General features: G+C 70.6%; 21 protein-coding genes and 1 riboswitch. Of the genes, 13 read left to right on the top strand and 8 right to left on the bottom strand.

Annotated features, from left to right (window positions below):
* The first annotated feature begins 134 nt into the window (after positions 1–134).
* Together IEY61_RS16890 and IEY61_RS16885 are read left to right on the top strand one after the other, a co-directional pair.
* On the top strand, positions 135–983 hold the full coding sequence (locus tag IEY61_RS16890; protein ID WP_189045356.1) for a helix-turn-helix domain-containing protein: 849 nt from the start codon (positions 135–137) through the stop codon (positions 981–983).
* Positions 973–1,161 carry a DUF397 domain-containing protein gene (locus tag IEY61_RS16885; protein ID WP_189045354.1) on the top strand — a complete coding sequence of 63 codons (189 nt, stop codon included), beginning with the start codon at positions 973–975 and terminating at the stop codon, positions 1,159–1,161. Before IEY61_RS16890 ends, IEY61_RS16885 begins: the two co-directional genes overlap by 11 nt.
* Positions 1,162–1,968: 807 nt before the next feature.
* On the opposite strand, the gene pseI is transcribed toward IEY61_RS16885, so the two are convergent.
* Together pseI and IEY61_RS16875 are read right to left on the bottom strand one after the other, a co-directional pair.
* Positions 1,969–3,018 carry a pseudaminic acid synthase gene (pseI, locus tag IEY61_RS16880; RefSeq protein ID WP_189045351.1) on the bottom strand — a complete coding sequence of 350 codons (1,050 nt, stop codon included), beginning with the start codon at positions 3,016–3,018 and terminating at the stop codon, positions 1,969–1,971.
* Positions 3,015–4,139, bottom strand: a complete 1,125-nt coding sequence (locus IEY61_RS16875; protein ID WP_229705968.1) for a glycosyltransferase — start codon at positions 4,137–4,139, stop codon at positions 3,015–3,017. The genes pseI and IEY61_RS16875 overlap by 4 nt, the downstream gene beginning before the upstream one ends.
* A 167-nt stretch (positions 4,140–4,306) precedes the next feature.
* Between IEY61_RS16875 and IEY61_RS16870 the strand changes: the two genes are divergently transcribed.
* Positions 4,307–5,413: an acyltransferase family protein gene (locus tag IEY61_RS16870; RefSeq protein ID WP_189045349.1), complete on the top strand. Its 1,107-nt coding sequence runs from the start codon at positions 4,307–4,309 to the stop codon at positions 5,411–5,413.
* A gap of 334 nt (positions 5,414–5,747) precedes the next feature.
* Positions 5,748–5,890, top strand: a riboswitch (cyclic di-AMP (ydaO/yuaA leader).
* 65 nt (positions 5,891–5,955) lie between these two features.
* Positions 5,956–6,798, top strand: a complete 843-nt coding sequence (locus IEY61_RS16865; RefSeq protein WP_189045347.1) for a C39 family peptidase — start codon at positions 5,956–5,958, stop codon at positions 6,796–6,798.
* 179 nt (positions 6,799–6,977) lie between these two features.
* Here the strand turns inward: IEY61_RS16865 and IEY61_RS16860 are convergent, their stop codons facing one another.
* The 4 genes from IEY61_RS16860 to IEY61_RS16845 form a co-directional block, all read right to left on the bottom strand.
* Positions 6,978–8,675, bottom strand: coding sequence for a CDP-glycerol glycerophosphotransferase family protein (locus IEY61_RS16860; protein ID WP_189045345.1), 1,698 nt, complete (start codon positions 8,673–8,675; stop codon positions 6,978–6,980).
* A gap of 34 nt (positions 8,676–8,709) precedes the next feature.
* Positions 8,710–10,215: a bifunctional cytidylyltransferase/SDR family oxidoreductase gene (locus IEY61_RS16855; RefSeq protein ID WP_189045343.1), complete on the bottom strand. Its 1,506-nt coding sequence runs from the start codon at positions 10,213–10,215 to the stop codon at positions 8,710–8,712.
* Between the two features lie 163 nt (positions 10,216–10,378).
* Complete coding sequence (locus IEY61_RS16850; RefSeq protein WP_189045418.1) at positions 10,379–11,179, bottom strand: ABC transporter ATP-binding protein; 801 nt, start codon at positions 11,177–11,179, stop codon at positions 10,379–10,381.
* Positions 11,180–11,189: 10 nt separating this feature from the next.
* Positions 11,190–12,086, bottom strand: coding sequence for an ABC transporter permease (locus IEY61_RS16845; RefSeq protein ID WP_189045341.1), 897 nt, complete (start codon positions 12,084–12,086; stop codon positions 11,190–11,192).
* A gap of 157 nt (positions 12,087–12,243) precedes the next feature.
* On the opposite strand from IEY61_RS16845, the gene IEY61_RS16840 reads away from it, so the two are divergent.
* The 5 genes from IEY61_RS16840 (at position 12,244) to IEY61_RS16820 (ending at position 19,683) form a co-directional block, all read left to right on the top strand.
* On the top strand, positions 12,244–12,873 hold the full coding sequence (locus tag IEY61_RS16840) for a TetR/AcrR family transcriptional regulator (protein WP_189045339.1): 630 nt from the start codon (positions 12,244–12,246) through the stop codon (positions 12,871–12,873).
* A gap of 147 nt (positions 12,874–13,020) precedes the next feature.
* On the top strand, positions 13,021–14,130 hold the full coding sequence (locus IEY61_RS16835) for a DegT/DnrJ/EryC1/StrS family aminotransferase (protein ID WP_189045337.1): 1,110 nt from the start codon (positions 13,021–13,023) through the stop codon (positions 14,128–14,130).
* Positions 14,127–15,167 (top strand): Gfo/Idh/MocA family protein, encoded by a 1,041-nt coding sequence (locus IEY61_RS16830; RefSeq protein WP_189045335.1) that lies wholly within the window; start codon positions 14,127–14,129, stop codon positions 15,165–15,167. The genes IEY61_RS16835 and IEY61_RS16830 overlap by 4 nt, the downstream gene beginning before the upstream one ends.
* Before the next feature lie 116 nt (positions 15,168–15,283).
* Positions 15,284–17,818: a glycosyltransferase family 4 protein gene (locus IEY61_RS16825; protein WP_229705967.1), complete on the top strand. Its 2,535-nt coding sequence runs from the start codon at positions 15,284–15,286 to the stop codon at positions 17,816–17,818.
* Between the two features lie 20 nt (positions 17,819–17,838).
* On the top strand, positions 17,839–19,683 hold the full coding sequence (locus tag IEY61_RS16820; RefSeq protein WP_189045331.1) for a DUF6311 domain-containing protein: 1,845 nt from the start codon (positions 17,839–17,841) through the stop codon (positions 19,681–19,683).
* 22 nt (positions 19,684–19,705) lie between these two features.
* On the opposite strand, the gene IEY61_RS16815 is transcribed toward IEY61_RS16820, so the two are convergent.
* A complete protein-coding gene (locus IEY61_RS16815) occupies positions 19,706–20,890 on the bottom strand; it encodes a putative hexosyltransferase (RefSeq protein WP_189045329.1) in 1,185 nt (394 codons plus the stop codon).
* Between the two features lie 269 nt (positions 20,891–21,159).
* On the opposite strand from IEY61_RS16815, the gene IEY61_RS16810 reads away from it, so the two are divergent.
* Genes IEY61_RS16810 through IEY61_RS16800 form a run of 3 tightly spaced genes read left to right on the top strand, consistent with a single transcriptional unit; the run spans position 21,160 to position 24,192 of the window.
* A complete protein-coding gene (locus IEY61_RS16810) occupies positions 21,160–21,336 on the top strand; it encodes a hypothetical protein (protein WP_229705966.1) in 177 nt (58 codons plus the stop codon).
* On the top strand, positions 21,333–22,904 hold the full coding sequence (locus IEY61_RS16805; protein WP_189045325.1) for a glycosyltransferase family 2 protein: 1,572 nt from the start codon (positions 21,333–21,335) through the stop codon (positions 22,902–22,904). The genes IEY61_RS16810 and IEY61_RS16805 overlap by 4 nt, the downstream gene beginning before the upstream one ends.
* A gap of 4 nt (positions 22,905–22,908) precedes the next feature.
* Positions 22,909–24,192 (top strand): nucleotide sugar dehydrogenase, encoded by a 1,284-nt coding sequence (locus IEY61_RS16800; protein WP_189045323.1) that lies wholly within the window; start codon positions 22,909–22,911, stop codon positions 24,190–24,192.
* Between the two features lie 85 nt (positions 24,193–24,277).
* Here IEY61_RS16800 and IEY61_RS16795 read toward each other — a convergent pair whose 3' ends face one another.
* Entirely contained in the window at positions 24,278–24,820 is a 543-nt protein-coding gene (locus tag IEY61_RS16795; RefSeq protein ID WP_189045321.1) for an acyltransferase, read from the bottom strand.
* 98 nt (positions 24,821–24,918) lie between these two features.
* On the opposite strand from IEY61_RS16795, the gene IEY61_RS16790 reads away from it, so the two are divergent.
* Positions 24,919–25,587, top strand: a complete 669-nt coding sequence (locus IEY61_RS16790) for a response regulator transcription factor (protein ID WP_189045319.1) — start codon at positions 24,919–24,921, stop codon at positions 25,585–25,587.

The following is a 25,587-nucleotide window of genomic DNA, read 5'->3' as shown; positions in this document are numbered from 1 at the left end:
TGAACCCATCCCGTTGCGTACGGCAATCAGACTCTCGCATCACATGATGCGAATCAAGTACCTAAGCATGATCGATTAATATCCGCGTGTGAGTCGGGGCAGACGAGCGGGCGGGACTGATGCAGAATCACTACATGCCTCGATTCACGCCAGCGACGCCGCGTTCCCGTCGACTCGGTCGGGAGCTGCGCAAGCTCCGCGAAGCCAAGGGACTGACCGGCGAGGAGACTGCGAATCTCATCCGCTGCTCGACATCCCGGATCAGCCGGATCGAGTCCGGAGAGATCAAACTCCGGGCCGGTGACGTCATGGAACTGCTGGTCACCTACGGCGTCCGGATCGACGAAGAGCCCGGCACGTCGCTGTTGGAGCTTGCCCGCGACCTGCGTGAAGAGGGCTGGTGGCAGCGCATCGGCGGCAAGTACGCCACGTACATCGCCTACGAGACCGAAGCCGCCGATCTCAAGAACTTCGAGCCGATGCTGGTGCCCGGCCTACTCCAGACCGAGCGGTACGCCCGCGAAGTCAACATCATCGGCCGCGAAACCGACCCGGAAACGGTCGACCAGCGCGTCGCCGCCCGGATGACCCGCCAGGAGGTCCTGCACCGGCAACCGACCCCGCTGCGGCTGCACGCCATCCTGTCCGAGGCGTCCCTGCGGACCGAGGTCGGCGGCCCGGACGTACTGCGCGAGCAGCTTCACCACCTGGTCAAGGTCAGCCAACTGCCCAACATCACGATCCAGGTGCTCCGCTTCGAAGCCGGCGCGCACCTGGCGGACAGCAGTGGCTTCGTCCTGCTCAGTTTCGAGCAGGACGACCCGCCGTTGGGCTACATCGAGACATTGGCCGGTGAGCTGTTCCTCGAATCCAGCCGTGATCTGGCGCGGCTGTCGGCGGCGTACGACAATCTGAGGATGCTGGCGAGGTCACCGGCCGAGTCGATCAAGTTCATCAAGGAGCTGAGCGAGCATGGAGCGTAACGCCTGGCGGACGTCGAGCCGTTCCGGCAGCAACGGCCAGTGCGTCGAGGTCCGCGACCGAGGCACCGAGATCGACGTACGCGACTCAAAGGCCCCTGCCGCCGGGACTTTGAGCTTCGGGCCTGCTGCCTGGGCCGCCTTCGTCAGCGACATCAAGACGGATGGCGGTCGCCCCTAGGCTGCGGCCATGCATGCCAACCGACGTCGCCACGGCGGCGGTTTGGGTGACTTGGAACGGCCGGCGGTGGGGCGATGGGGCCGAGGCGGGCAAGACGGAGGATGGAGCCGTGCCGGTGTGGCATGGCCGACGACGACGGCACTGCCAGCCGACGTGCCAAGGATGCACCGCGCAGCACACCACCAGTCCTGTTGCGGTCTGTCTCAGTGATCGGCCGCTGATCTCCGCAGCCAGTTGATCGACTCCGTTCCGTCGGTACAGCGGTGTCCGAGCGGTCGGGACACCGCCATCACGGCGAAACGGTGATGATCAATGGGCCCGTGCGTGACCGCCGGTACTCGGGGAGCCGCAGATCCGTGCATTTTCGCCAGGGCATGACGGCAGGGTGTGTGGGCCCTGCCGAGCTGAACCGTTCGCGCTATCGCCCAGGGCGCTGTCGCGGTAGTCAGGGACTGTGACCCGTTTGCGCTATCAGATTGACAGCAACCACATACCCCACCCGGGCCCTGCCGCAGCGGGCCGAACATTAGGGAGCCGGAGCCGGAGCCGGAGCCGGAGCCGGAGCCGGAGCCGGAGCCGGAGCCGGAGCCGGAGCCGGAGCCGAAGCCGGAGCCGAAGCCGGAGCGCCGCGCTGCCCAGGCCCCGCCACCCTGATACCGGTCTCGATCCGCGCATCGGCAGTGCCATGGGCGCCGTTTCGGCGGTGTGGCGGTATCCCGGGCGGGCGGATACCGCCACACCGCCGAAACCGAGTTGATCAGCCTGGCGGCGGTCGGGCGCTTCCCCGCCGCTGCCTGGCGGGCAGCGTCAGATCAGGTCCCAGCTCAGCGGGGTGCCGCGTGGCACGTCGGTGGTGAAGCGGCGGCCCAGCACCCGGTCGACCTCCACCGGCGGCAGTCCGCCGGCCGGCCGGATGGAGCGGACGTTGTCGGGGGTGACCTCGTCGCCGGCGCGTACGTCGGCCACCACGTAGAGCGAGCGCCGGAAGCGTAGCCCCTCCTGCTCGGCGGGGGTCGGACCGACGGCGGTGCCGCCGAGCGCCGCGTACGCCCGCTCCGACTCGATCACCAGGGCGGCCAGTTCGGCCGGGCTCAGGGAGAAGTCGGAGTCCACCCCGCCGTCGGCGCGGTCCAGCGTGACGTGCTTCTCGATGAAGCACGCGCCGAGCGCCACCGAGGCGACCGGGACGCCGATGCCGGGGGTGTGGTCGGAGAGACCGACCGGCACGCCGAACGCCTCCGCCAGCACCGGAATACGGCGCAGGTTGCTGTCGGCGGGAGGTGCCGGGTACGAGACGGTGCAGGCCAGCAGCACGATCCCGCCCGCCCCGCCGGCGAGGGCGGTGCGTACGGCGGCGTCGATCTCGGCCAGCGTGGCCATCCCGGTGGAGATGATCAGTGGCTTTCCGGTGGCGGCGACCAGCCGGATCAGGGGCAGGTCGACCAGCTCCGACGAAGCAATCTTGTAAGCCGGTGCGTCCAGCTCCTCCAGCAGTTCGACCGCCGAGGCGTCGAACGGGGAGGAGAAGACGGTCAGACCGCGCTCGCGGGCCCGTCGGAAGATCGGCCCGTGCCACTCGTACGGGGTGTGTGCCCGCTCGTAGAGCCGGTAGAGGTTCTGCCCGCCCCACAGCTCGTGCCCGCCGGAGATGCGGAAGGCCGGCGCGTCGACGTCGATGGTGAGCGTGTCGGGACGGTAGGTCTGCAACTTCAGGGCGTGCGCGCCGCTGTCGGCCACCGCGTCCACGATGGCCAGTGCCCGCGCCAGGTCGCCGTTGTGGTTGCCGGACATCTCGGCCACCACGAACGGGCGTTCTCCGCTGCCGACCAGGTGCGGGCCGATCTTCACTGTGGTCATTCCGTTCCGTCTCCGTGGGACCGCACCAGTGCGTGGTGCGGGCTGCTGGCCGGCGCCGGTGTCGCCGGCGGTACCGGGGGCGCCGGGGCGTCCTTCTGCGCACGCAGCCGGCCGGCGAGTCGGTGCGCCCGCCGCAGCGCCGCGTACGCCAGGTAGCTGTCCCGGTCGACCAGCCGGTGCTTGAGCCCGGCCACCCCGTCCGGGCGGGGGTAGCCGCTGTCCGGCAGGTAGCGCCGGTAGTGCTCCGCCACCCGGCGGAAGAAACGCCGCCGCAGGTGCGGGTGGAGCCGGTCGTCGTTGCCCACCACCACCAGGAAGTGACTCACCATCAGGTCGAACAGTTCGGCGTGCCAGTGTCCGTCCGGGTGGCGGGCGGCCAGCCAGGCGAAGAGCCGGTCGTACTGCTCGAAGGCGTCGAAGTGCCGGCCGCTGCGGGTCGAGGTGATGGCACCCGGACGGCCCTGGCGGTACAGGTAGCAGACCCGGTCCAGCACCGAGATCCGCTCCGCGCCGATCAGCAGCGGATGGCTGAACGGGATGTCCTCGTACCAGCCGGGGTGGAAGCGCAGGCCCAGTTCGGTCAGGAAGTCACGCCGTACCACCTTGTTCCAGGCGGTGTGCTGCACCCGCAGCAACTGCGGCCGGTCGGCCAGCCGCACCACGCCCGGGGCACCGCGCAGCAGACGGCTGCTGGGATCCACCTCGTGTCGCCCGCATTCGTGCACCCGCCGGTGGTCCACCATCATCACGTCCGGCCGGTCCGTGCGCAGCCGGTCGAGCACGGCGGCAACGGTGCCCGGTGGCAGCCGGTCGTCGCTGTCGACGAACCAGACGTACCGCCCGGTGGTCACGTCCAGGCCGGCGTTGCGGGCCGGTCCGAGGCCGACGTTCCGGCGTAGGTGCAGCACTCGTACGCCCGGATGGTCGGCGGCGTACTCGTCCAGTAGTTGCCCGCACCGGTCCGGGGAGGCGTCGTCCACGGCGAGCAGTTCCACCGCCGCCGCCTCGGCCACCGGGACGTCGGTGTAGATGGAATCGAGGCACTCGCGCAGGAACGCCTCGACGCCGTAGACCGGCACGACGATGCTCAGCAGTGGTGCTCGCGTCGGCTGAATGGCCACGTGGACACCCTCGACCGCCCGGATGGCCGGGTCGGGAACCTCACGTGACCGGCAGCGGTGAGGAAACTGAACAGCCGCCCGACGCGCCGGGCCGGCGCACGACGGCTGTCGTGGCGCGGTCCCGGCCCGATTGCGGCCGGAGTGCCCGAAACGGTTAGGGTGCCCGGATGACCAGCACGACCGTCGATCGGCCGACCACCACGACCGAGCGCGGTGCGACGAGCCGGCTGCCGTCGCTGACCGGGCTGCGGTGGATCGCCGCGCTGCTGGTCTTCGGTTTCCACGCCGGCACCATGCGGATCATCGCCGAGCCGGACCACCAGGCGGTGATGGGCAAGGTGTTCACCCTGGGCCTGTCCGGGGTGCAGTTCTTCTTCGTCCTCAGCGGATTCGTGCTGGTCTGGTCGGCCCGGCCCGGTGACTCCAAGCGGCGGTTCTGGCGGCGTCGATTCGCCAAGATCTATCCGAATCACCTGGTGATGTGGGCGCTGGCCATGCTGGCCGCGTTCTGGTTCGCCGACCCGATCAACCCGGTGGCCGCGCTGGAGAACCTGCTCCTGCTCCAGGCCTGGGATCCCCGACCCGGATACTTCTACAGCGTCAACAACGTGAGCTGGTCGCTCTCCTGCGAGATGTTCTTCTACCTCTGCCTGCCGCTGGCCCTGCCGCTGGTGCGACGGGCCCGGCCGTGGCTGCTGTGGGTCGTGGTGATCGCGGTGCCGCTGCTGATCCTGGCGCTCTGGCCTGCCCAGACGCTGGTGCCGGAGCAGTACCGGTGGTGGTTCACCCAGGTGTTCCCGCTGGTCCGGTCGCTGGAGTTCTGGATGGGGGTGGCCGCCGCCGAACTCATGCTGCGCGGTCGCTGGCGGGGCCCGCGCCTACCGGTGGCGAGCCTGATCTTCGTGGCGACCTGGGTGGTGGCCGCGCAGTGGATCCGGGCCGAGTTGTGGGCGGCGATCCTCTCGGCGGCGTACGTCGTGCTGATCGCCGCGGCGGCGGACGCCGACGTACGCGGCAGCCGCTCCCCGCTGCGGTCCAGGCCGATGCTCTGGCTCGGCGAGGTCTCCTTCGCCTTCTACCTGGTGCACGTGTTCGTGATCATGATGATCATGCGGTTCACCGGCGACTGGGGGACCGGCTTCCCCGGCTGGTGGGGGCCCGTCGCGGTGATCGGGTTCCTACTGCTCACCCTGACCCTGGCCGGGCTGCTGCACCGGTATGTGGAGCAACCCATGATGCGCCGGCTGGCCCGCCCGGGTGGGCTGATCGGGTGACCCTGCGGTCCTGCGGTCGGACGGATCTCGCCCTCCGCGGCCGGGTTGCCGCCCCGGGTCTGGTGATCCCGGTCACGACGCTGCGGAAAACGGTCACCGGACGCGCTGGGGCGGATCGAGCAGACAAAGTCCGGGACATTTTGTGCGCGCGGTCCGGTTGTCGCCTGACGGCGTACCGGATTCCCCGAATCCCATAGAGCGAGGCCAGTGGCCGAATACCCGAAAATAATCGGGCCGGACCATGTTTAAGCAGGTGGGGGAGGGCTGGCGTGCGCTTTGACCCGCCAGTAGCCTCAGCCCGGCCGGTGCGGTAACCGATCGCAAAAAGCGACGCCGCGCCGACCCGCTCAATCGTGATCTCACGAACCGGGGACCCACTGCAACACCTGGGGTGAATCCGCGAGCCTCGGCCCGCGGTAGGGCGATCTTCCCGCCCGAATCCGTCAGCTAACCCGGTCGGCGGTGTCGGAAGGAGTTCCATCCCCGTGCAGCACGATCCCCCCGTTGTTCCCACGCCTCCACGACCCTCGTCGAGGAATGCCGTGAAGCACAGCGTCAAACGTCAGCTCCGCCGCCTGGCGACGGAGCGTCCGTACCAGATCGTCGCCGTGTCGGCGGCGGCGCTCGTGCTGGCGACCGGCTCCGGTGCGGTGCTCGCCGGCACCGGGGACGCCCCGGCCACCGCCCAGATCACCACCGTCGCCGAGCTGCGTCGCGACGCGGCGGCCTCCCGTGGCGAGGAGCGGGTGGCGCCGTCCCCCTCGACCGCGCCGAGCGGCCAGGCCGAACCCAGTGCCGCCGCCTCGCCGTCGCCCAAGGCCACCTCGGCCGCGCCGGATCCCGACGTGACCAGTAAGAAGGCCGCGCCGAAGCCGCCGAAGAAGAAGGTCCTGGACTACGCCCACCAGGCCCAGATCAACGGTTACTACTGCGGCCCGGCCGCCGTGCGGAACGCGCTCAGCGCCGGCGGTGTCAAACGCGACCAGGACACCCTGGCCGCCCAGCTCCGCACCACGTACGCCGGCACCAACTCGGCGGAGGACACCACCCGCGTCCTCAACGCCGTGGCCAAGGGCGACCCGTACCAGACCAGGTGGATCCGTGGAGGATCGGCCACCCCGGCCCAGATGGACCAGCTCCAGGCCGACGTCGTGGCCGCCGTTGCCGACGGGCGCGGCATCGTGGTGAACGTGGCCGGCAGCGCCACCGACACCAACGGTCGCTGGCACTCCTTCCCCGGCGGGCACTACGTCGCCGTGGTGGGCTACGAGGACGAGGGCCGGCTGGTGAAGATCGCCGACTCGGCCGACGCGTCCTACCCCTCGTACTGGATGACCACCATCGACCTCGCGAACTGGGCGGCCACCCGGGGCTACTCGGCCTGACCGACCTGACGTGCCGGGCGCCCGGTCTCCACTCGGGGACCGGGCGCCCGACCGTCTCACGCCTTCCCGTCCCCAGAGGGCGGGCCGGCCACAGCCGCGTCGAGCGCCGGTACGAACGGCGTCAACGCGGCACCCGGGCCGCGATCACCGGCAGCAGGTGCGGCGCGTCCGACGGACGGTCAGGTGGTCGGGGAGAGCGGCTCGGTGGCTGCGGTGCGGGGCGTCGGCGGGGCCCAGGTCGGGTCCAGCTCGCGCCGGGCGGCGGCCAGGAACGCCTCGGCGTACGCCTCGGCGGGAAAGTCACCCAGGTAACGCCGCCGGGTCGCCCAGCGGGACTCGGCGAGCGGGTCGGTGTCGAGCAGCCGGGTCAGCACGTCGTCCAGGTCGTCCAGGTCCCGACGCAGCACATAGCCGGAGGCGGCCAGCGGGAACCGTTCGGTGAAGCGGTCCCCGTCGGCGCCGGTGTCGGTGACCGCGTACGGCTTGCCCGAGTACAGCCAGTCGGAGACGACGCCGGAGACGTCGGAGACCAGGGCGTCGGCGCGGTTCACACACTCGGCCAGCGGCAGTCGCCCGGCCGCGGCGCCGAACAGGTGCGCTCGGCCGGTGCGGGACCGGTCGGCGGCGAGCAGGTCGTGCAGCCGGGCCAGGTGACGGGCCGAGGCCGGGTTCCGCGTGGTGTAGGGGTGCGCCCGCAGGATCACCGTGGCACCCCGGTCCAGCAGCCGCCGCAGCAGCGTCTCGGCCATCGGCAGCGAGCAGTAGTCGGCGTCGGCGTGGTGCCCGGTCCAGGTGGGGGTGTAGAGCACCGTCGGGTTGGCCAGGCCACGGGCCGGTTCGGCGCGTACCTCGATCGTCTCGACCTGCGGGCGACCGACCACGACGAACTTCTCCGCCGGGATCTCCACCCCGGCCCGGGCGTACCGGTCGATGGCCGCCTCGCCGGCCACGAAGATCCGGTCGAAGATCGCCGACACCGGGTTCGCGCTGGACGCCTTGTCGCTGTCGCCGTGATGCAACTGGACGTGGGTGAGCTGGGTGAAGCGGAGACAGTGGGCGTTCTTCGCGCCGTGGTTGACGTAGAACGCCACCCGAAGGCTGGGCACCAGCACCTCGTCCATGCTCCGCAGGGTGGGGCAGTAGAGCACCGGGGCGGTGGTGGCCGCCGCGATGGTGGCCAGCGACTCCGGCTCGCGCACCATCACCACGAACGGCCGGCCGATCCGCGCCAGGTACGGCAGCCACATGGTGACCTGGTATTCCGAGCCCGGCGGGGCGGAGAAGTGCAGCACGAACTCGGGCCGGTGCCGGCGCAGCGCCCGGGTGACCGGCGATCCGCCGGCGGCCGGCCGGAACCGCCGCCGGGCCAGGTCGAGCGCGACCGCGCCGGCGACGGCACCCAGCAGCAGGACCGCCGCCAGCGCGACCGCGGCGGGCAGGGCCGCCAGGGCGGCCAGGGCCAGTACGGCGAGCAACCCGGCCAAGGCATCGCCGAGGCCGGCGGCGACCTGCGGTACCCGGGTGCGTACCGGCAGGTTGGCGGCGCGGATCTCCAGGTTTCCGGCGTCCCGCAGCGGACCGGTCAGTAGCAGCAGCCCCAGCAGCAGCAGGGCGGCGGCGGTCAGGGCGGGGTCGAAACCGGGGCCGAGCTGCCGGGCGTAGCCGACCAGGACCCCGGCCGCGACCAGGGTGGTCTCGGCGACGTTGTCGGCGCCGGGGCGCACCCGGCGTTCCCAGACGATGGCCGCGAGCGCGGCCACCGCCAGGCCGAGCCCCCAGCCGGTCACACTGGTGAACGCGACCACGAGGAACGCCAGCACCGCCCCACCGGTGGCCAGCCCTCGGGCGGCCAACTTCCTGACCAGGTCACCACGCATCTCGGTGTCGCCTTCGCGCTACGGTGCCGGCCGGTCAGCCGACGGGTGCGGTGTTGGTCGGCCGATCGGCCTGGGCGGGTGCGGGAACGGCGAGCGGCGCCTCGCCAGGGGGCCGGCGGACGTCGATCACCTGGCCGGTGAGGTCCGAGAGCAGCACGTCGAGCGAAGACTGGGCGACGGTCTCGGCGGCGAGCAGGGTGTGCTCGGGCTCCTCGCCGAACGCCTTGGTCCGCATCGGGGTGGCGGTCCGTTCCGGGTTGATGATGTTCACCCGTACGCCCAGCTCCGCCCACTCGTCGGCCAGCGCCTGGGTGAGGTTGACCAGGGCCGCCTTGGTCGCCGAGTAGAGCGCGTAGTCGGCGCGGCCCCGGGTGTAGGAGCTGGAGGTGTAGAGCAGCAGTTGGCCCTTGGTGTGCTGGAGGTAGGGCAGGGCCTGCCGGGCGACGGTCACCGGGCCGACGAAGTTGACCTGGAGCACCCGGTCGATGGTGTCCTGGTCCATCTCGGCCAGCGCGCCCTTCTCCAGGATCCCGGCGGTGACCACGACGTGGTCGATCCGGCCGGTGGCCTCGAAGGCGGTCCGCAGCGCGGCCTCGACGTCCTCGGGCCGCTCCACGTGGGTGCCGGTGGTGGAGCGGCTGAACGGGAAGACCTGGGCGCCGTGGCTGCGGGCCAGCGCGGTCAGGTCGTGGCCGATGCCGTAGCTGCCGCCGAAGACGACGATGGTGCGGCCCGCGACCTCCTCGCTGTAGGCGCGGTGGTCGGCCAGTCGGGGCACCTTGGCGGCGGCCAATTGGAACAGCTTGTCGGCCAGGTGCACGTCGACCGGGTGGGTGACCTTGATGTTCTCGTCCGAGCCGTCGATCACCCTGATCGGCGTCTCGGGCAGGTAACGCAGCACCACGCCGCAGTCGTCGGTGGCGGCGAAGTTCGGGTCGCCCGCGGCCCGGCGGTACGCCTCGCGGATGGTCGGCGAGCGGAAAGCCTGCGGGGTCTGGCCCCGGCGCAGGGTGGCGCGCACCGGGATGTCGGTGATGCAGTCGTTCTCGTCGACCTGAATGATCGTGTCGGCCGACGGGATGGCCACGTCGACCGCCGAGTAGGTCCAGAGCGCGTTCACGCACTCCCGTACGATCCGGCCGTTGAGCAGCGGTCGTACCGCGTCGTGAAAGAGGATGTTGCAGTCTTCCCCGCCGACCGCCTCCAGGGCGACGCGGGTGGTGGCGTTGCGGGTGTCGCCACCCTCGATCACCTTGGTGACCTTGCGGAAGCCGGCCTTGTCCACGATCCGCCGTGCCTCGTCGAGGTGGCCGCTGGCCATCAGCACGATGATCTCGTCGATCTCCGGCGCGGCCTCGAAGACGGCCAGCGTGTGCTCGATGATCGGCTTACCGGCGATCTTCAGGAGCTGCTTGGGGATGCCGAGGCCCAGCCGGGTGCCGGTGCCGCCGGCCAGCACCACGGCCACCGTCCGGGAGGGTCGCCACGGCGCCGGATGCTCCGGCCGGGTGCCCGGGTCGGTGGTCAGGTCCTGCGTCATTGCCGGTCCTCGCTCTCAACTGCGTCGTTTCGTGGGTGGCCTGGGGGGAAAGGTTTCGCCGAGGTGGCGACGGGATGAACAGTAACGCGCGGACCACGTCGCCCCAACGAGGCGACGTGGCGTCGACGGCCGCCCGCCATGGCCGCACGGCCGCGGCGAAGACTTACTTGCCGTTGGTGAATGTCTCGTAGGCGCGCAGGACCTCCTCGGTCGGGCCGTCCATCCGGAGCTCGCCCGATTCCAGCCAGATGGTCCGTTCGCACGTGTCGCGTACCGAGGAGAGCTGGTGGCTCACCAAAAAGACGGTGCCGGCGCTCTCCCGCAACTCCCGCACCCGTTTCTCGCTGCGCTTGCGGAACCTCTTGTCGCCCGTGGCGAGAGCCTCGTCGATCAGCAGCACGTCGTGCTGCTTGGCGGCGGCGATGGAGAACCGCAGCCGGGCCGACATGCCGGAGGAGTAGGTACGCATCGGCAGCGAGGCGAAGTCACCGCGCTGGTTGATCCCGGAGAACTCGATGATCTCCGGCAGCTTGCGCTGCACCTCGGCCGGGGGCATGCCCATGGCCAGACAACCGAGCATGACGTTGCGCTCGCCGGGCAGGTCGTTGAGCAGCGCGGCGTTCACCCCGAGCAGGGAGGGCTGCCCCTGCGTGTAGACCGCGCCACGCTCCACCGGCAACAGCCCGGCGATGGCCCGCAGCAGGGTCGACTTGCCGGAGCCGTTGGTGCCGATCAACCCGATCGCCTCGCCCCGGTACGCGGTGAAGGAGACTCCGCGTACCGCGTGCACCTCCCGGACGTTCGGCGCGGCGGTGCGGGTCACCATCCGCTTGAAGGCCGCCACCGGGCTCTGGTTGCCGCCGGCGCCCCGGTGCACGCGGTAGACGACGTGCGCGTCGTCCACCACCACGGTCGGGATCCGCTCCTGGATCCGGGGCAGGGTCACCGTCACATCATTGGACATCGCGAGGTGGTCAACCACGGCCGTACTCCTGTTCGCCGCGCCAGAAGTAGAGGTAGCCGCCGACGCCCATCACGATCGTCCAGCCCAGCGCGATCAGCCAGGTCAGCAGCAGGGAGGGGCTGAGCAGCGGGGCGTTTTCCAACAGCGCGACCCGGGCCAGCTCGATGTAGACCAGCATGGGGTTGAACTGGAGCACCGTGGTGGCCCAACCGGGCAGGGCGTCGGCGAACAGTTCGACGCTGTAGAGCACGCCGGAGCTGTACATCCAGGCCCGCAGGACGAAGGGCATGACCTGCTTCAGGTCGGTGGCCTTGGCGCCCAGCCGGGCCACCGTCATGGTCAGTCCGGCGTTGAAGATCGTCTGGAGCAGGATCGCCGGCACCAGCATCAGCCACATCAGGGTGAGCGGCTCCCCGGTGGCCAGCACGATCCCGAACAGGACCAGCAGCGAGCCGACCAGCTGCTGGAACTGCTGGACGGTGATGGCCAGCGGCAGACAGGCCCGGGGGAAGTGCAGCGCGCGGATCAGACCGAGGTTGCCGCTGATCGCCTGGGTGCCGTTCTGCACGCAGGTCTGGGTGAAGTTGAAGATGAACACGCCGGCGGTGAGGTAGGCGAGGAAGTTGTCCATGCCCCGGTTCTGTTTGAGGATCAGACCGAAGATGAGGAAGTAGACCGCCGCGTTGGTCAGCGGGGTGAGCACCTGCCAGAGCTGCCCGAGGCGGGCGTTGCTGAACGAGGCCGTCAGCTTGGCGTGGGCGTACGCGGAGATGAAGTGCCGGTACTGCCAGAGTTGGCGGGTGTAGCGGCTCAGCGAGGGGCGCTCGCCAGCTATCCGTAGCCCGTACCGGGTGGCCAGCTGGGCTGGGGCCAGGCCGGAGTCGGGGTCGGCCAGCGCGTTGGCCATGGGGAAAAGCGCTCCGATCTTGTCGTGCCGGCGGGATGTTCGCGACGTGGAATCTAGCGTGGCCAGTGCGGGGGAGCGCCGCCCCCGTCGCTGCGTGGACAGTAGTCCGAAACACGTCGGGACGCAACCGTAGCGTCGTTGCGGTACATTGTCGCACGTGAAGACCGACAAGAGGCGGGCGCCGGCCGGTGCCGCGGTGCTCCGTGATGAGATCACCAAGGCGATCCGCCGCGCGGTCACCAAGGAACTGGCCGAGGTGGGCTACGGCCGACTGTCGATCGAGGCGGTGGCGCGCCGGGCCGGAGTGAGCAAGACAGCCATCTATCGCCGCTGGCGCTCCAAGCTCGAACTGGTGCTGGACGTGGTCTCGGCCGTCGCGAGCCGCAAGCTGCCGCTGCTGGACACCGGCACCCTCGACGGCGACGTGCGGCTGCTGCTGCTCGTCGTGACCGGGGCACTGGGCCACCCGTTGGCGTCGCAGATCATCCCCGACCTGCTCGCCGAGGCGGCGCGCAACCCGCAGATCGCCGGCACGCTACAGGGCGCGCTGAACGACTACCAGGACCGCATCGGCAAGATCGTCATCGGGCGGGCGGTCGAGCGCGGCGAGCTGCCCGCCGACGCCGACCCGCGAGCTGCGGCCGACCTGATCGTCGGGCCGGTCTACTGGCGGCTGGCCATCGCCCGGGTGCCGCTGGAGCCGTCCGAACTCGCCCGGATGGCGGACGCCATCGTGGCCGCCCTGCGGGTGGCGGCTGCCGAGCCGGGCCAGGACGCACGGCCGTGAGCTGCGGCGGATGGCCACCCGCCAGGCGGATGGTGAATCCCGGGCCGGCGACAGGTGAATGCCGATCTGCCGCCCGGTGGCCAACGGGCTAGTATCGCACCCCGAACCACCGCCGCGAGTCGTTCCGTGATCACAGGAGGACCCCTTATGCCTGGGCCGCACCCGGACTTCATACCGCCAGCCCGGCCGATCATCGGTGACGCCGAGATCGAGGCGGCGGTGCGGGTGCTGCGCAGCGGGAGGGTGGTGCAGGGGCCCGAGGTCGCGGCGTTCGAGGAGGAGTTCGGGGAGCTGGTCGCCGGCCGCCACTGCGTCGCCGTCAACTCCGGCACCTCCGCCCTCCAGTTGACCCTGCTGGCGCTCGGCTTCGGCCCGGGTGACGAGGTCATCGTGCCGTCGTTCTCCTTCGCGGCCAGCGCCAACGCCGTGCGGCTGGTCGGCGCCGAGCCGATCTTCGTGGACATCGAGCCGGGCAGCTTCTGCCTCGACCCGGAGGCGGTCGCCGCCGCGGTCACCCCGCGGACCGTCGCCGTCATGCCGGTCCACCTGTACGGCCACCCCGCCGCGATGGACAAGATCATGGCGCTGGCGCAGCGGCACGGCCTGGCCGTCGTCGAAGACGCCGCCCAGGCCCACGGCGCCAGCCTGCACGGCACCCCGGTCGGTGCGTTCGGCACCGCCGGGTGCTTCAGCTTCTACCCCACCAAGAACATGCACTCCCTGGAGGGCGGCATGATCAGCACCGCGGACGCCGGGCTCGCCCGCACCCTGCGGCTGCTGCGCAACCAGGGTATGGAGCAGCGGTACGCCAACGAGATCGTCGGGGCCAACATGCGGATGACCGACGTGGCCGCCGCGATCGGCCGGGTGCAGCTGACGCAGCTCGCCGAGTGGACCGAGCAGCGCCGGGCCAACGCCAAGTACCTCGACTCCAACATCACCGGCATGGTCACCCCGCCGGTGGCGGACGCCGCCCGGCACGTGTACCACCAGTACACCGTCCGCACCCGGGGCGACCGGGACGCCGCCCAGGCGCGCCTCACCGAGCTGGGCATCGGCAACGCCGTCTACTACCCGATCCCGATCCACCGACTCAAGCCGTACCTCGGCGAGGACGGCCAGCCCGGCCCGTGGGAGCTGCCGGAGACCGAGCGGGCCGCCGCCGAGGTGATCTCGCTGCCGGTGCACCCCTCGCTGAGCCCCGCCGACCTCGAGCGGATCGCCGAGGCCGCGAACCTCGCCGGTGGTGCCCGGTGAGCGCGCGTCAGGGTGGCAAGCTGCGCGCCGGACTGATCGGCCTGGGCGCGATGGGGCGCAACCACGCCCGGGTACTGTCCGGCCTCGACGGTGTCGAGCTGGTCGGTATCGTCGACCCGATCGGTGACACCAACGGTCTGCTCCGGGCACCGGTCCTGCCCGACCTGAGCGAGCTGCTGGCCCTCGACATCGACTACGCCGTGGTCGCCTGCCCGACCGCGCTGCACGAGCAGGTCGGGCTCGAACTCGCCGCACACGGGGTGTGCGCGCTGATCGAGAAGCCGCTCGCGCAGTCCGTCGAGGCGGCCACCCGCCTCGTCGAGGCGTTCGAGAGCCGCGGTCTGGTGGCCGGGGTCGGGCACATCGAGCGGTACAACCCCGCCCTGCAGAACCTGCGCACCCGCCTGGAGGCGGGCGAGCTGGGCGAGGTCTACCAGGTGGTGACCCGGCGGCAGGGGCCCTTCCCGCACCGGATCGCCGACGTCGGCGTGGTGATGGACCTGGCCACCCACGACATCGACCTGACCAGCTGGGTGACCGGCCAGGAGTACGCCTCGGTGTCCGCCCGGACGGTCTCCCGCAGCGGGCGGCTGCACGAGGACATGGTGGCGGCCGTCGGTGTGCTCGCCGACGGCACGATGGTCAACCACCTGGTCAACTGGCTCAGCCCGCTCAAGGAACGGTCCACGGTGATCACCGGCGAGAAGGGCTGCTTCGTCGCCGACACCCTCACCGCCGACCTCACCTTCTACGCCAACGCCGCGATCGGCACGGAGTGGGAGGCGCTGCGCGCCTTCCGCGGCGTCGCCGAGGGTGACATGATCCGCTACGCCATCCCGAAACGTGAACCGCTGCTGGTCGAGCACGAGCGTTTCCGGGACGCCGTCGAGGGCAAGGAGAGCGATATCGTCACCCTCCGACAGGGGCTACGGACGGTCGAGGTGGCTGGGACAGTGCTGCGCTCGGCCTCCGACGGCAGCACGATCACCTTCGATGCGCCGCGCGCTGCTCCGGTCGAGGGCGTCCCCATTCGCTGACCGGGCAGCCGCGCCAGCTCTGGCAGGCCACGGCCGTGTAGCCTTCCCGACCCGCACCTGATCCCGAAGGACCGCGTATGTCATCGCTCTCCCGCCCGCCGAGACTGGTAGTCCTCGTGTCGAACGGCATCACCGGAGACTCCCGGGTCCAGAAGACCGCCATCGCCGCCGCTCGCGACGGCTGGGAGGTCATCCTGATGGGTCGCAGCTCGACGAAGAAGAGCAAGGAAGTCGAGCGTTCGACGATGGGCCCGATCGAGGTGATCCGGGTGCCGGTCGCGATGGTGCTGTCCCGTTCGCAGGCCGACCGGCATCGGGTGCGCAAAGCACTGACCCAGTTCCGTATTCCCGACAAGTCGGCGCTGAACCGCTACCGGGCCCGACACCAGGCCTGGCTGCGCATGCAGACCGCCAAGGACAATCCGCCGCCGAGAGCCTGGATCAAGGCACACCAGGCCCTGCACGAGCTGCGGGTCAAGGCCTGGGGCTGGGAGCAGTTCCACGGCAGCAAGCCGGGGCCGCCCACCGGTGACTGGCGTTCCGACTGGCCGATCCTGCTCGACATCGACCTGGCCTTCGGGCCGGTGCTCGAGGAGTTGGAGCCGGACGTCATCCACGCCAACGACATCAACACCATTCCGACCGCGGCGATGAGCGCGACGCGGCTGCTCGCTCGTGGTAAGAACTGTGTCTGGCTCTACGACGCCCACGAGTACGTCCAGGGTGTGGAGTGGCCCAAGCCGCAGCAGGCCAGCGGCGTCAAGGCCGCCGAGCGGGAGTTCATCGACCGCGCGGACGCGGTAGTCACCGTCTCCGACCAGATCGCCGAACTGCTCCGCAGCCACTACAAACTGCCGCAGACTCCGCTCGTGGTGGGCAACTCGCCGGTCCGGGCGGGCATTCGTAGCGGCAACATCGACGCGTCCGTTCGGGCCCGCGCCGGCCTCGCTGAGGACGTGCCGCTGCTGGTGTACGCCGGCTGGATCGGCCCGGAGCGGGGTCTGGACACCGTCATCGCCGGCCTGCCCGAACTGCCCGAGCATCACCTGGCCGTGGTCACCGGGCGGATGACCGCGCTGCTGAAGGAAATGCTGGCGGAGGCGGAGAGGCTCGGCGTACGCGACCGGGTGCACCTGTTGCCCTACGTGGCGCCGTACGAGGTGGCCGACTACCTCAGCTCGGCCGACCTGGGACTGATCCCGTTCCGGCGGACGCCGAACTGCGAGCTGTCCCTGCCGACCAAGGTCTCTGAATACCTGCACGCGGGGCTGCCCCTGGTCGCCAGCGACGTACAGGTGGTCAGCGCGTACGTCAGGCAGCACGACATCGGTGAGGTGTTCACCTCCGGTGAGGTGGCCAGCTTCGTGGCTGCGGTCAGCCGGGCCACCGCCCGGCGGCGGGAGTTGAGCGCGAACATCACCGAATCCATCCTGGACGACCTGTCCTGGGAGCGGCAGAGCAGGAAGCTGCTCCAGCTCTACCGGGACATCTCGGGCCTCGCGCCGGCTGCCCCCCGCGCCGACATCCCGTGGTCGGTGCAGGAGCGCCCGGCGGGGGTGGTGATCGGCCAGGCCGCCGCGCGGCGCGAGCTGCCGGACTGGAAGCCCTTGTCCGACACCGCTGTCCGGCTCGGCATCGGCCCGGCGAACTACGCTGGGCAGGCCGCGGGATTCGCCAAAGCGATCAGCCGCGACAACTCGGACGTGTCGATCGAGGTGGTGATGAACAAGCCCCCCGCCTCGTTCAACTACCCGGCCGACATCTACCTCGATCCGGGCCGCCAGAAGGAACTGGACTACCAGCTTGAGCAGGTCAAGCGGGTGCTCAGCTCGTACACCCACGTGCTGGCGGATGCTTTCCTGCCGCTGTTCGGGCACCTGAACGGCGACAACATCGGGGGCGACCTGCCGGCGCTACAACGGGCCGGCATCAAGGTGGCGCTGCTGGCGCACGGCAGCGAGATCCGCCACCCCGACCGGCACCTGGAGCGGCACGAGTTCTCGCTCTTCGCGGACGCGCCGGAGGGATTCGTGGACAAGTTGCGCGAGAAGGCGGAACGCAACCGGCGGGTGGCCGAGGAGTGCGGTCTGCCGGCCTTCGTGACCACACCGGACCTGTTGGTGGATCTGCCCTGGGCCACCTGGACGCCGCTCGTGGTGGATGTCGAAGCCTGGGCGTGTGACCGGCCGGTGATGGAGCGGAGCCGCCCGCTGGTGCTGCACGCGCCGTCCAAGCGGTGGACCAAGGGCACCGACCGGATCCTGCCGATCGTGCAGGCGCTGCACGACAAGGGCATCATCGAGCTGCGCCTCGCTGAGGGCGTCACCTGGTCCGAGATGCGTGGCCTCGTCCAGAGCTGTGACATCGTGCTGGACCAGTTCACCAGCGGCAGCTTCGGCACCTTCTCGGTGGAGGCGATGGCTGCCGGCAAGCCGGTAGTGGCGTACCTGAGCGATCAGGTCATCAAGACCGTCGGCGGTGACCTGCCGATCGTCAACGCCAACCCGAGCAACCTTGGCGAGGTTCTGAAGTCGCTACTCGACGACCGGGAGGCTACTGTCAAGATCGGTCTGGCGTCCGCCGAGTACGCCCGGACATATCACGACGGCACCTGGACGGCCCGTCAGCTCGCTCCGTTCCTGAAGAGCTGAATTCCTCCCCCACGCGCCACATGACCACGCCCGACACTCGCGATCGCGAGCCGGTCTCCACCGATACCGCCGGGGCGACGGCGAAGACGCTCGCCCCGACGGCGGGCTCCGAGCCATCGGCCGGGGCCGGCCGTCGTGCCAGCCGGCGGTGGCGGGTCGACGCGCTGGTCGCCCTGGTCTTCCTCGTCGGCGCAATCTGGGTCACCGGTCGCGGGTGGCGCGACCCCGACGGTCGGCTGCTCGGCAGCCGCCCCGACGACCAGGGCTTCAACGAGTGGATGCTGGCGTACGCGGCGCACGCGGTCAGCCATCTGGAGAACCCCTTCTTCACCACGCTCCAGAACGCCCCGAACGGGGTCAACCTGATGGCCAACGTCGGGATGCAACTGCCCGGGCTGGTGCTCAGTCCGGTCACCCTGCTGTTCGGCGCGCCCGTCTCCTACCTGTTGTTCATCACCCTGAACCTGGCCGGTACCGGTTACGCCTGGTACCACATGCTTTCCCGACACCTGGTCGACTCCCGGGCGGCGGCCTTCCTGGGCGGCCTGTTCTGCGCGTTCGCCCCGGCGCTGGTCTCGCACAGCAACGGCCACCCGCACATCACGGCCCAGTGGCTGGTGCCGTACATCATCTGGCGGGTGGTCGCGCTCTGTCGGGGCGGGCACGTGGTCCGGGACGGCCTGGTGCTGGGCGCGCTGATGACCGCGCAGTTCTTCGTCAGCCTGGAGATCCTCTTCCTCACCGCGTTCGGCTGCCTGCTGCTGGTCCTGGCGTATCTCGCCGTCCGGGCCCGGGACGCGGTGCGACGCTGGCGTGGGCTGCTGTCGGGCCTGGCGATCGCCGCCGGGCTGATGGCGGTCGCGGCCGCGTACCCGCTCTGGATGTATTTCGCCGGTCTGCAGCACCGCATCGGTCACCCGGGCACCCCGGACATGTACGCCCTGAAGCTCGGCTCGTACGTCCGGTTCGCCACCCAGTCGGTCGCCGGCGGCCCGACCAGCGCGGTGGGCTGGGCGCCGAACACTACCGAGCAGGCGAGTTTCTACGGCTGGCCCGTGCTGGTGCTCGCCCTCGGCGCGCTCTGCTGGCTGCGCCGTGAGGTCGTCGCGTGGGTGCTCGGAATCGTCGGACTGGTGACGGCGCTGCTGGCGATCGGCACCACCTGGACCGTCGGCACCCACCGTACGGACATCCCGGCACCGTTCGCGCTCGTGCAGCACCTGCCGGTGTTCGACGCCCTGGTGGTGGCCAGGTTCGCCTTGATCACCACCGTGGCGCTCGGCGTCCTGCTGGCAGTGGCCGCGAATCGGCTCGCCGCCCGTCGGGGGCGGCCACGTGGTCGGCTCGCGTTCGGGGCTGGCGCCGTGGCCGTGGCCGCCGCGCTCCTGCCCATCCTGCCGGTACCTCTGCCGGCGCAGGGCCGGCCCCCGGTGCCGGACTTCGTCACCGGTGGGGCCTGGCGCGATCACGTGGCACTCGGCCGCACCCTGGTGCCGGTGCCGGTCGCCCAGATGACCTCGGTCTACTGGGGTTCCGCCGGGCTTACCGGCTTCGCCGTGCCCGAGGGCTACTTCCTCGGGCCGAGCTCCGCGACCGACGCCACCGGCCGCTGGGGGGTTGATCCGCAGCCCACGGCCGACCTGCTCACGGCGGTGTCCAAGGGTGAGCGGGACACCACGGTGGGCCCCGCCGAGATCACCCAGGCGCGAGCCGACGTCCGCTACTGGAAGGCCGACGCGGTGGTGCTTCCCGACCGGGGGACCCGGCGGCACGAGGCGCTGAAGACCGTGCTCGACGCCCTGTACGGCCCGGGCCGGCGGGTCGACGACGTCTGGCTGTGGGACGTCCGCCCGTTCACCCGCTGATCCCGGCCCACCGGTCACCTGATCAGGGCGACCACTTCCAGATCAACAGCAGGTACCCCCCAAAGTAGGTGGAAAAGGCGGTCATCGCCACCAGCACGGTGACGGCCCGCGCCCGGCCGGTGCGGGCCAGCGCCACGGCCGCCGGCAGCAGCAGCGGGAAGGCCGGCAGCAGGAACCGGGCCTTGGCGTGGTAGTAGCCGGCCGAGCCGAGCGTGGTGACCAGCAGCAGCCCGCTGTAGAGCAGCAACTGCCACGGCTGCCGGTCGAGCAGGCTGAGCACGAAGAACATCAGTGCCAGCAGGACCACCACGCTCACCACGAACAGCTGCGGCACGGTCGGGTCCGCCAGTACCTCCCGGCCGCGACGGAAGGTGTAGGCGCCAAAGTCGAAGGTGCTTCGCCAGCCGGCGGACTGGATGTGGAACCAGCCGTCCGGCCGCCCGACCTCGCTGCCCACCCAGGCCAGGTATCCGAGCCAGCCGGCCGGAGCGAGCAGCGTGGCGGCCCAGGGACGCCAGCCGTCGCGGCGACGGACGATCGCCACCAACGCGGCTAGTACCACCACCGGGATCAACGAGGAGGAGGTCGGCCGGGTCAGTCCGGCGAAGAGGCAGACCACCCCGGCAGTGACCCAGTGGCCGCGCAGCAGGGCGTAAAGCGCCCAGGCGGCGAGGGCGGTGAATAGCGACTCGCTGTACGCCATCGATTGGACGACGGCGTGCGGTATGGCGGCCCAGAGCGCAGCGAGCAGCACGCCGGTACGCCGGTCGTGCAGGTACGCCCCGATCGCGAACAGCCCCCAGGCGGCGGCCAGACCGGCCAGCCAGGCCACGATCAGCGCCGCGTCCCGGTTACTGAACGGGGCGACTCGGTCCAGCGCGGCGATGAGCCCGGGGTAGAGCGGGAAGAACGCCATGTCGCTCTGCGCCTTTTCGAACCCGTCATACCCCTGCTGGGCGATTCCGAGATACCGGATTCCGTCCGAACTCGCCAGCCGGGAACCGGGGGAGCGGCCCGTGCTCCGGGCCCAGACGTAGAGCGTCACCACACCCACCAGGCGGATCACCGCGTAGGCGACGAGCGCGGGGAGCACGTGCCGGGCGGCATCGCGCAGCCGCCGGTCCCAATCGGGCCGATCCGGGCCGGAACCTGCAGTCGACCAGACCGGCGCCGAGCGGTTCGACTCCTCGGTCGTCACCACGTTCATCGGTGGCGGTCTCCGTTCGCCCTGAGCCGGATGATCGGATGATTCGCGTGGCCGGCCCGGCGGCGCGACGCTGACTTGCGGTCGGTAGCTGAACTCGTATGGAGGGTAACAATGAGCGTGGTAGGTCGCAGACCGCCTACGGCGGCGCGTATCAGGTCGAGATCCCTGTCGTAGACTCGCTCCGGTCCGGGGGCGCGGCGCCTGTCTGAAAGCCGGGCAGGGCGGGGGCGTTCGCGCCCAGGAATGCTGACTTCGTTGCGGGCATCGTGGTGTCCGTCGACGCGGCCCGCTACCGCGCCGCGTACGACCGGCCCGGTCCGCGGGTCGGCTGGTATTGGGAGGCGCAGGTGCTCGACGACATTTTTCTCCGGCTGCGCCAGGCGCGGCCCCGGCTGGCTGCGCCGACGGCGGGCCCGGCCCCGATCTCTGTGCGAGTGAGCCGGTGAGCACGCCAGACGTGACGGTGGTGGTCGCCGTCTACAACACCATGCCGTACCTCACGGCCTGCCTGGACTCGCTGGTCGGCCAGAGCATCGGCCTGGAGCGGCTCGAGGTGGTCGCGGTGGACGACGGCTCGACCGACGGCAGCGGGGAGGAGTTGGACCGTTTCGCCAAGGAGTACCCCGGCACCGTCACCGTGCTGCACCAGCCCAACTCGGGTGGGCCGGCGGCGCCGAGCAACCGCGCCCTGGGGATCGCCCGAGGGCGCTACGTGTTCTTCATCGGCTCCGACGACCACCTCGGCCCGGAGGCGTTGGAGCGGCTGGTGGACGCCGCCGACCGGTGGGGCTCGGACGTGGTGCTCGGCCGGATGGTCGGCACCAACAAGCGCTACGTCCACCAGGCGATCTACGCCAGCACCGAGGAGCGGGTCGACCTCTTCGACAGCGAGCTGCCCTGGTCGCTGTCGAACACGAAGCTGTTCCGGCGAGACCTGATCGAGCGGCACGGTCTGCGGTTCCGCGAGGACATGGCGATGGGCAGCGACCAGCCCTTCACCCTGGAGGCCTGCGTCCGCGCCGGAAAGATCTCGGTGCTGGCCGACTACGTCTACTACTACGCGGTCAAGCGGGACAACGCGCAGAACATCACCTACGCCAGCCGGTTCGAAGAGCGGCTGCGCTGCGCCGAGGAGCTGATCGGCTTCGTCGCGGGGCTGATCGAGCCCGGCCCACGCCGGGACGCGATCCTGCTGCGGAACTTCAGCTGGGAGGTGGCCAAGCTGCTCAAGGCCGACTTCCTGGATCTTGAACCGCAGGTGCAGGTGCAGGCCCACCAGCGGATCCGCAAGCTGGCCCAGAGCTACCTCAGCGATGCCATCATCGAGCGGCTCGCCGCCGATGTGCGGCTGCGCCTGCTGCTCGCTCGGGACGCGAATCTGGATCGGCTGTGCCAGCTGATCCGCCAGCAGCGCGACAAGAAGCTGCCTCCGCTGACGGCCGGCGACGGCCGTTGCTACGCCCACTACGCCGGCTTTCGCGACGCCGACCTGGGATTCCCCGACGAGTGGTACGACGTGACCGGGCAGACCGCCAAGCGCATGGTCAAGCTCACCGCTACGGAGCTGACCTGGGGTCGAGATGCCTCCGGCGCTCCGGCACTGGTGATCACGGCTCACTGCGGCTGGGCGCCACTGGCCGAACTCCCCGCCGACGTGGTGCAGGTCAACATCGGTGAGTTGGCCGTCGCCGCGAATTCCTTGCGTCCCTTCAGACCAGGTACCGTCGTACGGACGGAAGTCGCGGTGGATCAGCTGCTCACGGCCCTTCCGTCCGGCGGACGCCGGTGGCAGGGCAAGGGCAAGGTTACCGTGCTGGGTGGTGTCGCCTCGGCGCCGCTGCGGGCCGACCAACGCCTCGCCGCGGCCCGTCGGGTGGCGCGCCACGGCCTCCGGTTCCACCTCGTCACGGCCAGCACGGACCGCAAGGGCCTGGTGATCGTGACGATCACACCGATGACGCCCGGTCGGGTCCTCGCCCGTCTTCGCCGCATGCGGCCCTCGAGAGGAAAGTAGTTCCATGAACATCTGCGTCGTCGCCCTCGGGAAGATCGGTCTGCCGCTGGCCGTGCAGTTCGCCTCGAAGGGACACCGGGTGATCGGCGCCGACGTCTCCGAGCGGGTCGTCCAGCTGGTCAATGACGGGGCCGTGCCCTTCCCCGGCGAGACGGACCTGGACGTCAAGCTGAAGGAGGCGGTGGCCGCCGGGTTGCTGTCGGCCACCACGGACACCACGGCCGCGGTGGCCGAGTCCGAGGCGGTCGTGGTGGTCGTGCCGCTCTTCGTGGACGCCGAGGGTGTGCCGGACTTCGGCTGGATGGACAACGCGACCCGGGCGATCGCCGCCGGCCTCAAGCCGGGCACCCTGGTCAGCTACGAGACCACCCTGCCGGTCGGCACCACCCGCAACCGCTGGGCGTCGATGCTCCAGGAAGGCTCCGGGCTCACCGCCGGCACGGACTTCCACCTGGTCTTCAGCCCGGAGCGGGTGCTCACCGGTCGGGTCTTCGCCGACCTGCGCCGCTACCCGAAGCTGGTCGGCGGCATCGACGAGGCGTCGGCCCAGCACGGCGTGCGCTTCTACGAGGCGGTGCTGGACTTCGACGAGCGGCCCGACCTGGACCGCCCCAACGGCGTCTGGGACCTGGGCTCGGCCGAGGCTTCCGAGCTGGCCAAGCTCGCCGAGACGACCTACCGGGACGTCAACATCGGCCTGGCGAACCAGTTCGCCCGGTTCGCCGACACGGTGGGCGTCGACGTCACCAAGGTGATCGAGGCGTGCAACACCCAGCCGTACAGCCACATCCACTCGCCGGGCATCGCGGTCGGCGGGCACTGCATCCCGATCTATCCGCGGATGTACCTGTGGAACGACCCGGCGGCCACCGTCGTGCGGTCGGCCCGGGAAGCCAACGCCGCCATGCCGGAGTACGCCGTCGACCTGCTGGCCGCCGCGTACGGCGACCTGACCGGGGTCGGTGTGCTGGTGCTCGGCGCCGCCTACCGGGGCGGCGTCAAGGAAACCGCCTTCTCCGGCGTCTTCCCGACGGTCGAGGAGCTGCGGAAGCGGGGCGCGAAGCCGTACGTCTCCGACCCGATGTACACCAACGAGGAGTTGGTGGCACACGGCCTGCCGGGCTACGACGGTGAGCCGGTCGGCGCTGCCGTCATCCAGGCCGACCACGCCGAGTACCGGACGCTCGGCCCCGCCGACCTGCCCGGCGTGACGGTGCTGGTCGACGGGCGTCGGGTCACCGACCCGGTCCGCTGGACCGGGGTGCGCCGGGTGGTCATCGGAGGCTGACCGTCAGCTGCGACACGAGGGGCCCGCCACGCTGTGCCGGGCCCCTCGTCCGTGTCGGTGGTGCTGGAACTCTCGCCGGAGCGGGTCAGCCTCGCCGGGGCGGGTTGTCCACGTCGCGCGAGACGACCTCGCCCTGCTCGTCGACCCAGCCTTTCGGCCGGGCCGGGTTGCCCGCCACCAGCTGGTACGGCGCGACGTCCCGGGTGACCACCGAACCCGCGGCGATCATCGCGTACTCGCCCACCTCGATGCCGCAGACCAGGGTCGCGTTCGCGCCGATCGAGGCGCCCCGACGCACCAGGGTCGGAGTGATCTTCCAATCCGGGTTCTGGGCCCGCGGCCGAAAGTCGTTGGTGAAGACCGCGCACGGGCCCACGAACACCTCGTCCTCCAGGGTCACGCCCTGGTAGACGGAGACGTTGTTCTGGATCTTCACGAGGTCGCCGACCGTCACGCCGGCGTCGACGTACACGTTGCGACCGATCACGCAGCCGGCGCCCAACTGCGCAGAGGAGCGGATGTGGGCCAGATGCCAGATCTTGCTCCCGGCGCCTACCCGGGCCCCCTCCTCGACGTCAGCCGTCGGATGGACGAAGACCGAGGGGGACGCAGAGCTCTTGTCAGTCATCCTGCAACTCTAGAGAGACCGGCCGCGCCGACCGGGACGGGACCGCCCTCCCGTCCGGAGCGACCTTCTGCCACCATTCGAAGGCGACGGACCGACGAATGGGGGCCGGGGTGCGCATTCTGCTGGTCGAGGACGACCGTCGGGTGGCCGCCGCGTTGTCGTCCGCCCTGACCCGGCGCGGGTACGAGGTGGAACACGCCGCCACCGTCGCCGCCGCCCTCTCCGCCGCCCCGTGCGACCTGGTGCTGCTCGACCTGACCCTGCCCGACGGCGACGGCACCGACCTGTGCCGCGAACTGCGCCGCCGCAGCAGCCAACTGGGCATCATCGCGGTGACCGCCCGGGGTGAGGAACGGGACCGGGTGCTCGGGCTGCGGCTCGGCGCGGACGACTACGTGGTCAAGCCCTTCTCGATGGTGGAGCTTCAGGCCCGGATCGAGGCGGTGCTCCGCCGGGCCGCACACGCCGCGCCGGAGCGGAACCTGATCGAGGTCGGGCCGATCCGCATCGACGTGGCCGCCCGCACGGTGACCGTGGCCGACCGGGCGGTCTCGCTGACCCGCAAGGAGTTCGACGTCCTGCTCTCGTTGGCCCGGCAGCCCGGCGTGGCCGTACCCCGCGACCGGATCCTGCTCGACGCCTGGGGGACCACCTTCGCCGACCGGCACACCGTGGAGGTGCACGTCGGCTCGCTGCGCGGCAAGCTCGGCGATCCGCGCCTGGTGGAGACCGTACGCGGCGTCGGCTACCGGCTGCGAGCCGAGTGA

Origin of the sequence: Micromonospora sonchi (genome assembly GCF_014646235.1) — a bacterium.
Classification (GTDB): domain Bacteria; phylum Actinomycetota; class Actinomycetes; order Mycobacteriales; family Micromonosporaceae; genus Micromonospora; species Micromonospora sonchi.
Note: the sequence above shows the minus strand (reverse complement) of the source record. Positions and strands in the feature narration are given on the sequence as shown.

Coding starts and splice junctions, on each gene's coding strand:
- IEY61_RS16890 (WP_189045356.1), top strand. CDS start 135: ATGCCTCGATTCACGCCAGCGACGCCGCGTTCCCGTCGACTCGGTCGG.
- IEY61_RS16885 (WP_189045354.1), top strand. CDS start 973: ATGGAGCGTAACGCCTGGCGGACGTCGAGCCGTTCCGGCAGCAACGGC.
- pseI (WP_189045351.1), bottom strand. CDS start 3,018: ATGACCACAGTGAAGATCGGCCCGCACCTGGTCGGCAGCGGAGAACGC.
- IEY61_RS16870 (WP_189045349.1), top strand. CDS start 4,307: ATGACCAGCACGACCGTCGATCGGCCGACCACCACGACCGAGCGCGGT.
- IEY61_RS16860 (WP_189045345.1), bottom strand. CDS start 8,675: ATGCGTGGTGACCTGGTCAGGAAGTTGGCCGCCCGAGGGCTGGCCACC.
- IEY61_RS16855 (WP_189045343.1), bottom strand. CDS start 10,215: ATGACGCAGGACCTGACCACCGACCCGGGCACCCGGCCGGAGCATCCG.
- IEY61_RS16850 (WP_189045418.1), bottom strand. CDS start 11,179: ATGTCCAATGATGTGACGGTGACCCTGCCCCGGATCCAGGAGCGGATC.
- IEY61_RS16845 (WP_189045341.1), bottom strand. CDS start 12,086: ATGGCCAACGCGCTGGCCGACCCCGACTCCGGCCTGGCCCCAGCCCAG.
- IEY61_RS16835 (WP_189045337.1), top strand. CDS start 13,021: ATGCCTGGGCCGCACCCGGACTTCATACCGCCAGCCCGGCCGATCATC.
- IEY61_RS16820 (WP_189045331.1), top strand. CDS start 17,839: ATGACCACGCCCGACACTCGCGATCGCGAGCCGGTCTCCACCGATACC.
- IEY61_RS16815 (WP_189045329.1), bottom strand. CDS start 20,890: ATGAACGTGGTGACGACCGAGGAGTCGAACCGCTCGGCGCCGGTCTGG.
- IEY61_RS16800 (WP_189045323.1), top strand. CDS start 22,909: ATGAACATCTGCGTCGTCGCCCTCGGGAAGATCGGTCTGCCGCTGGCC.
- IEY61_RS16795 (WP_189045321.1), bottom strand. CDS start 24,820: ATGACTGACAAGAGCTCTGCGTCCCCCTCGGTCTTCGTCCATCCGACG.
- IEY61_RS16790 (WP_189045319.1), top strand. CDS start 24,919: ATGGGGGCCGGGGTGCGCATTCTGCTGGTCGAGGACGACCGTCGGGTG.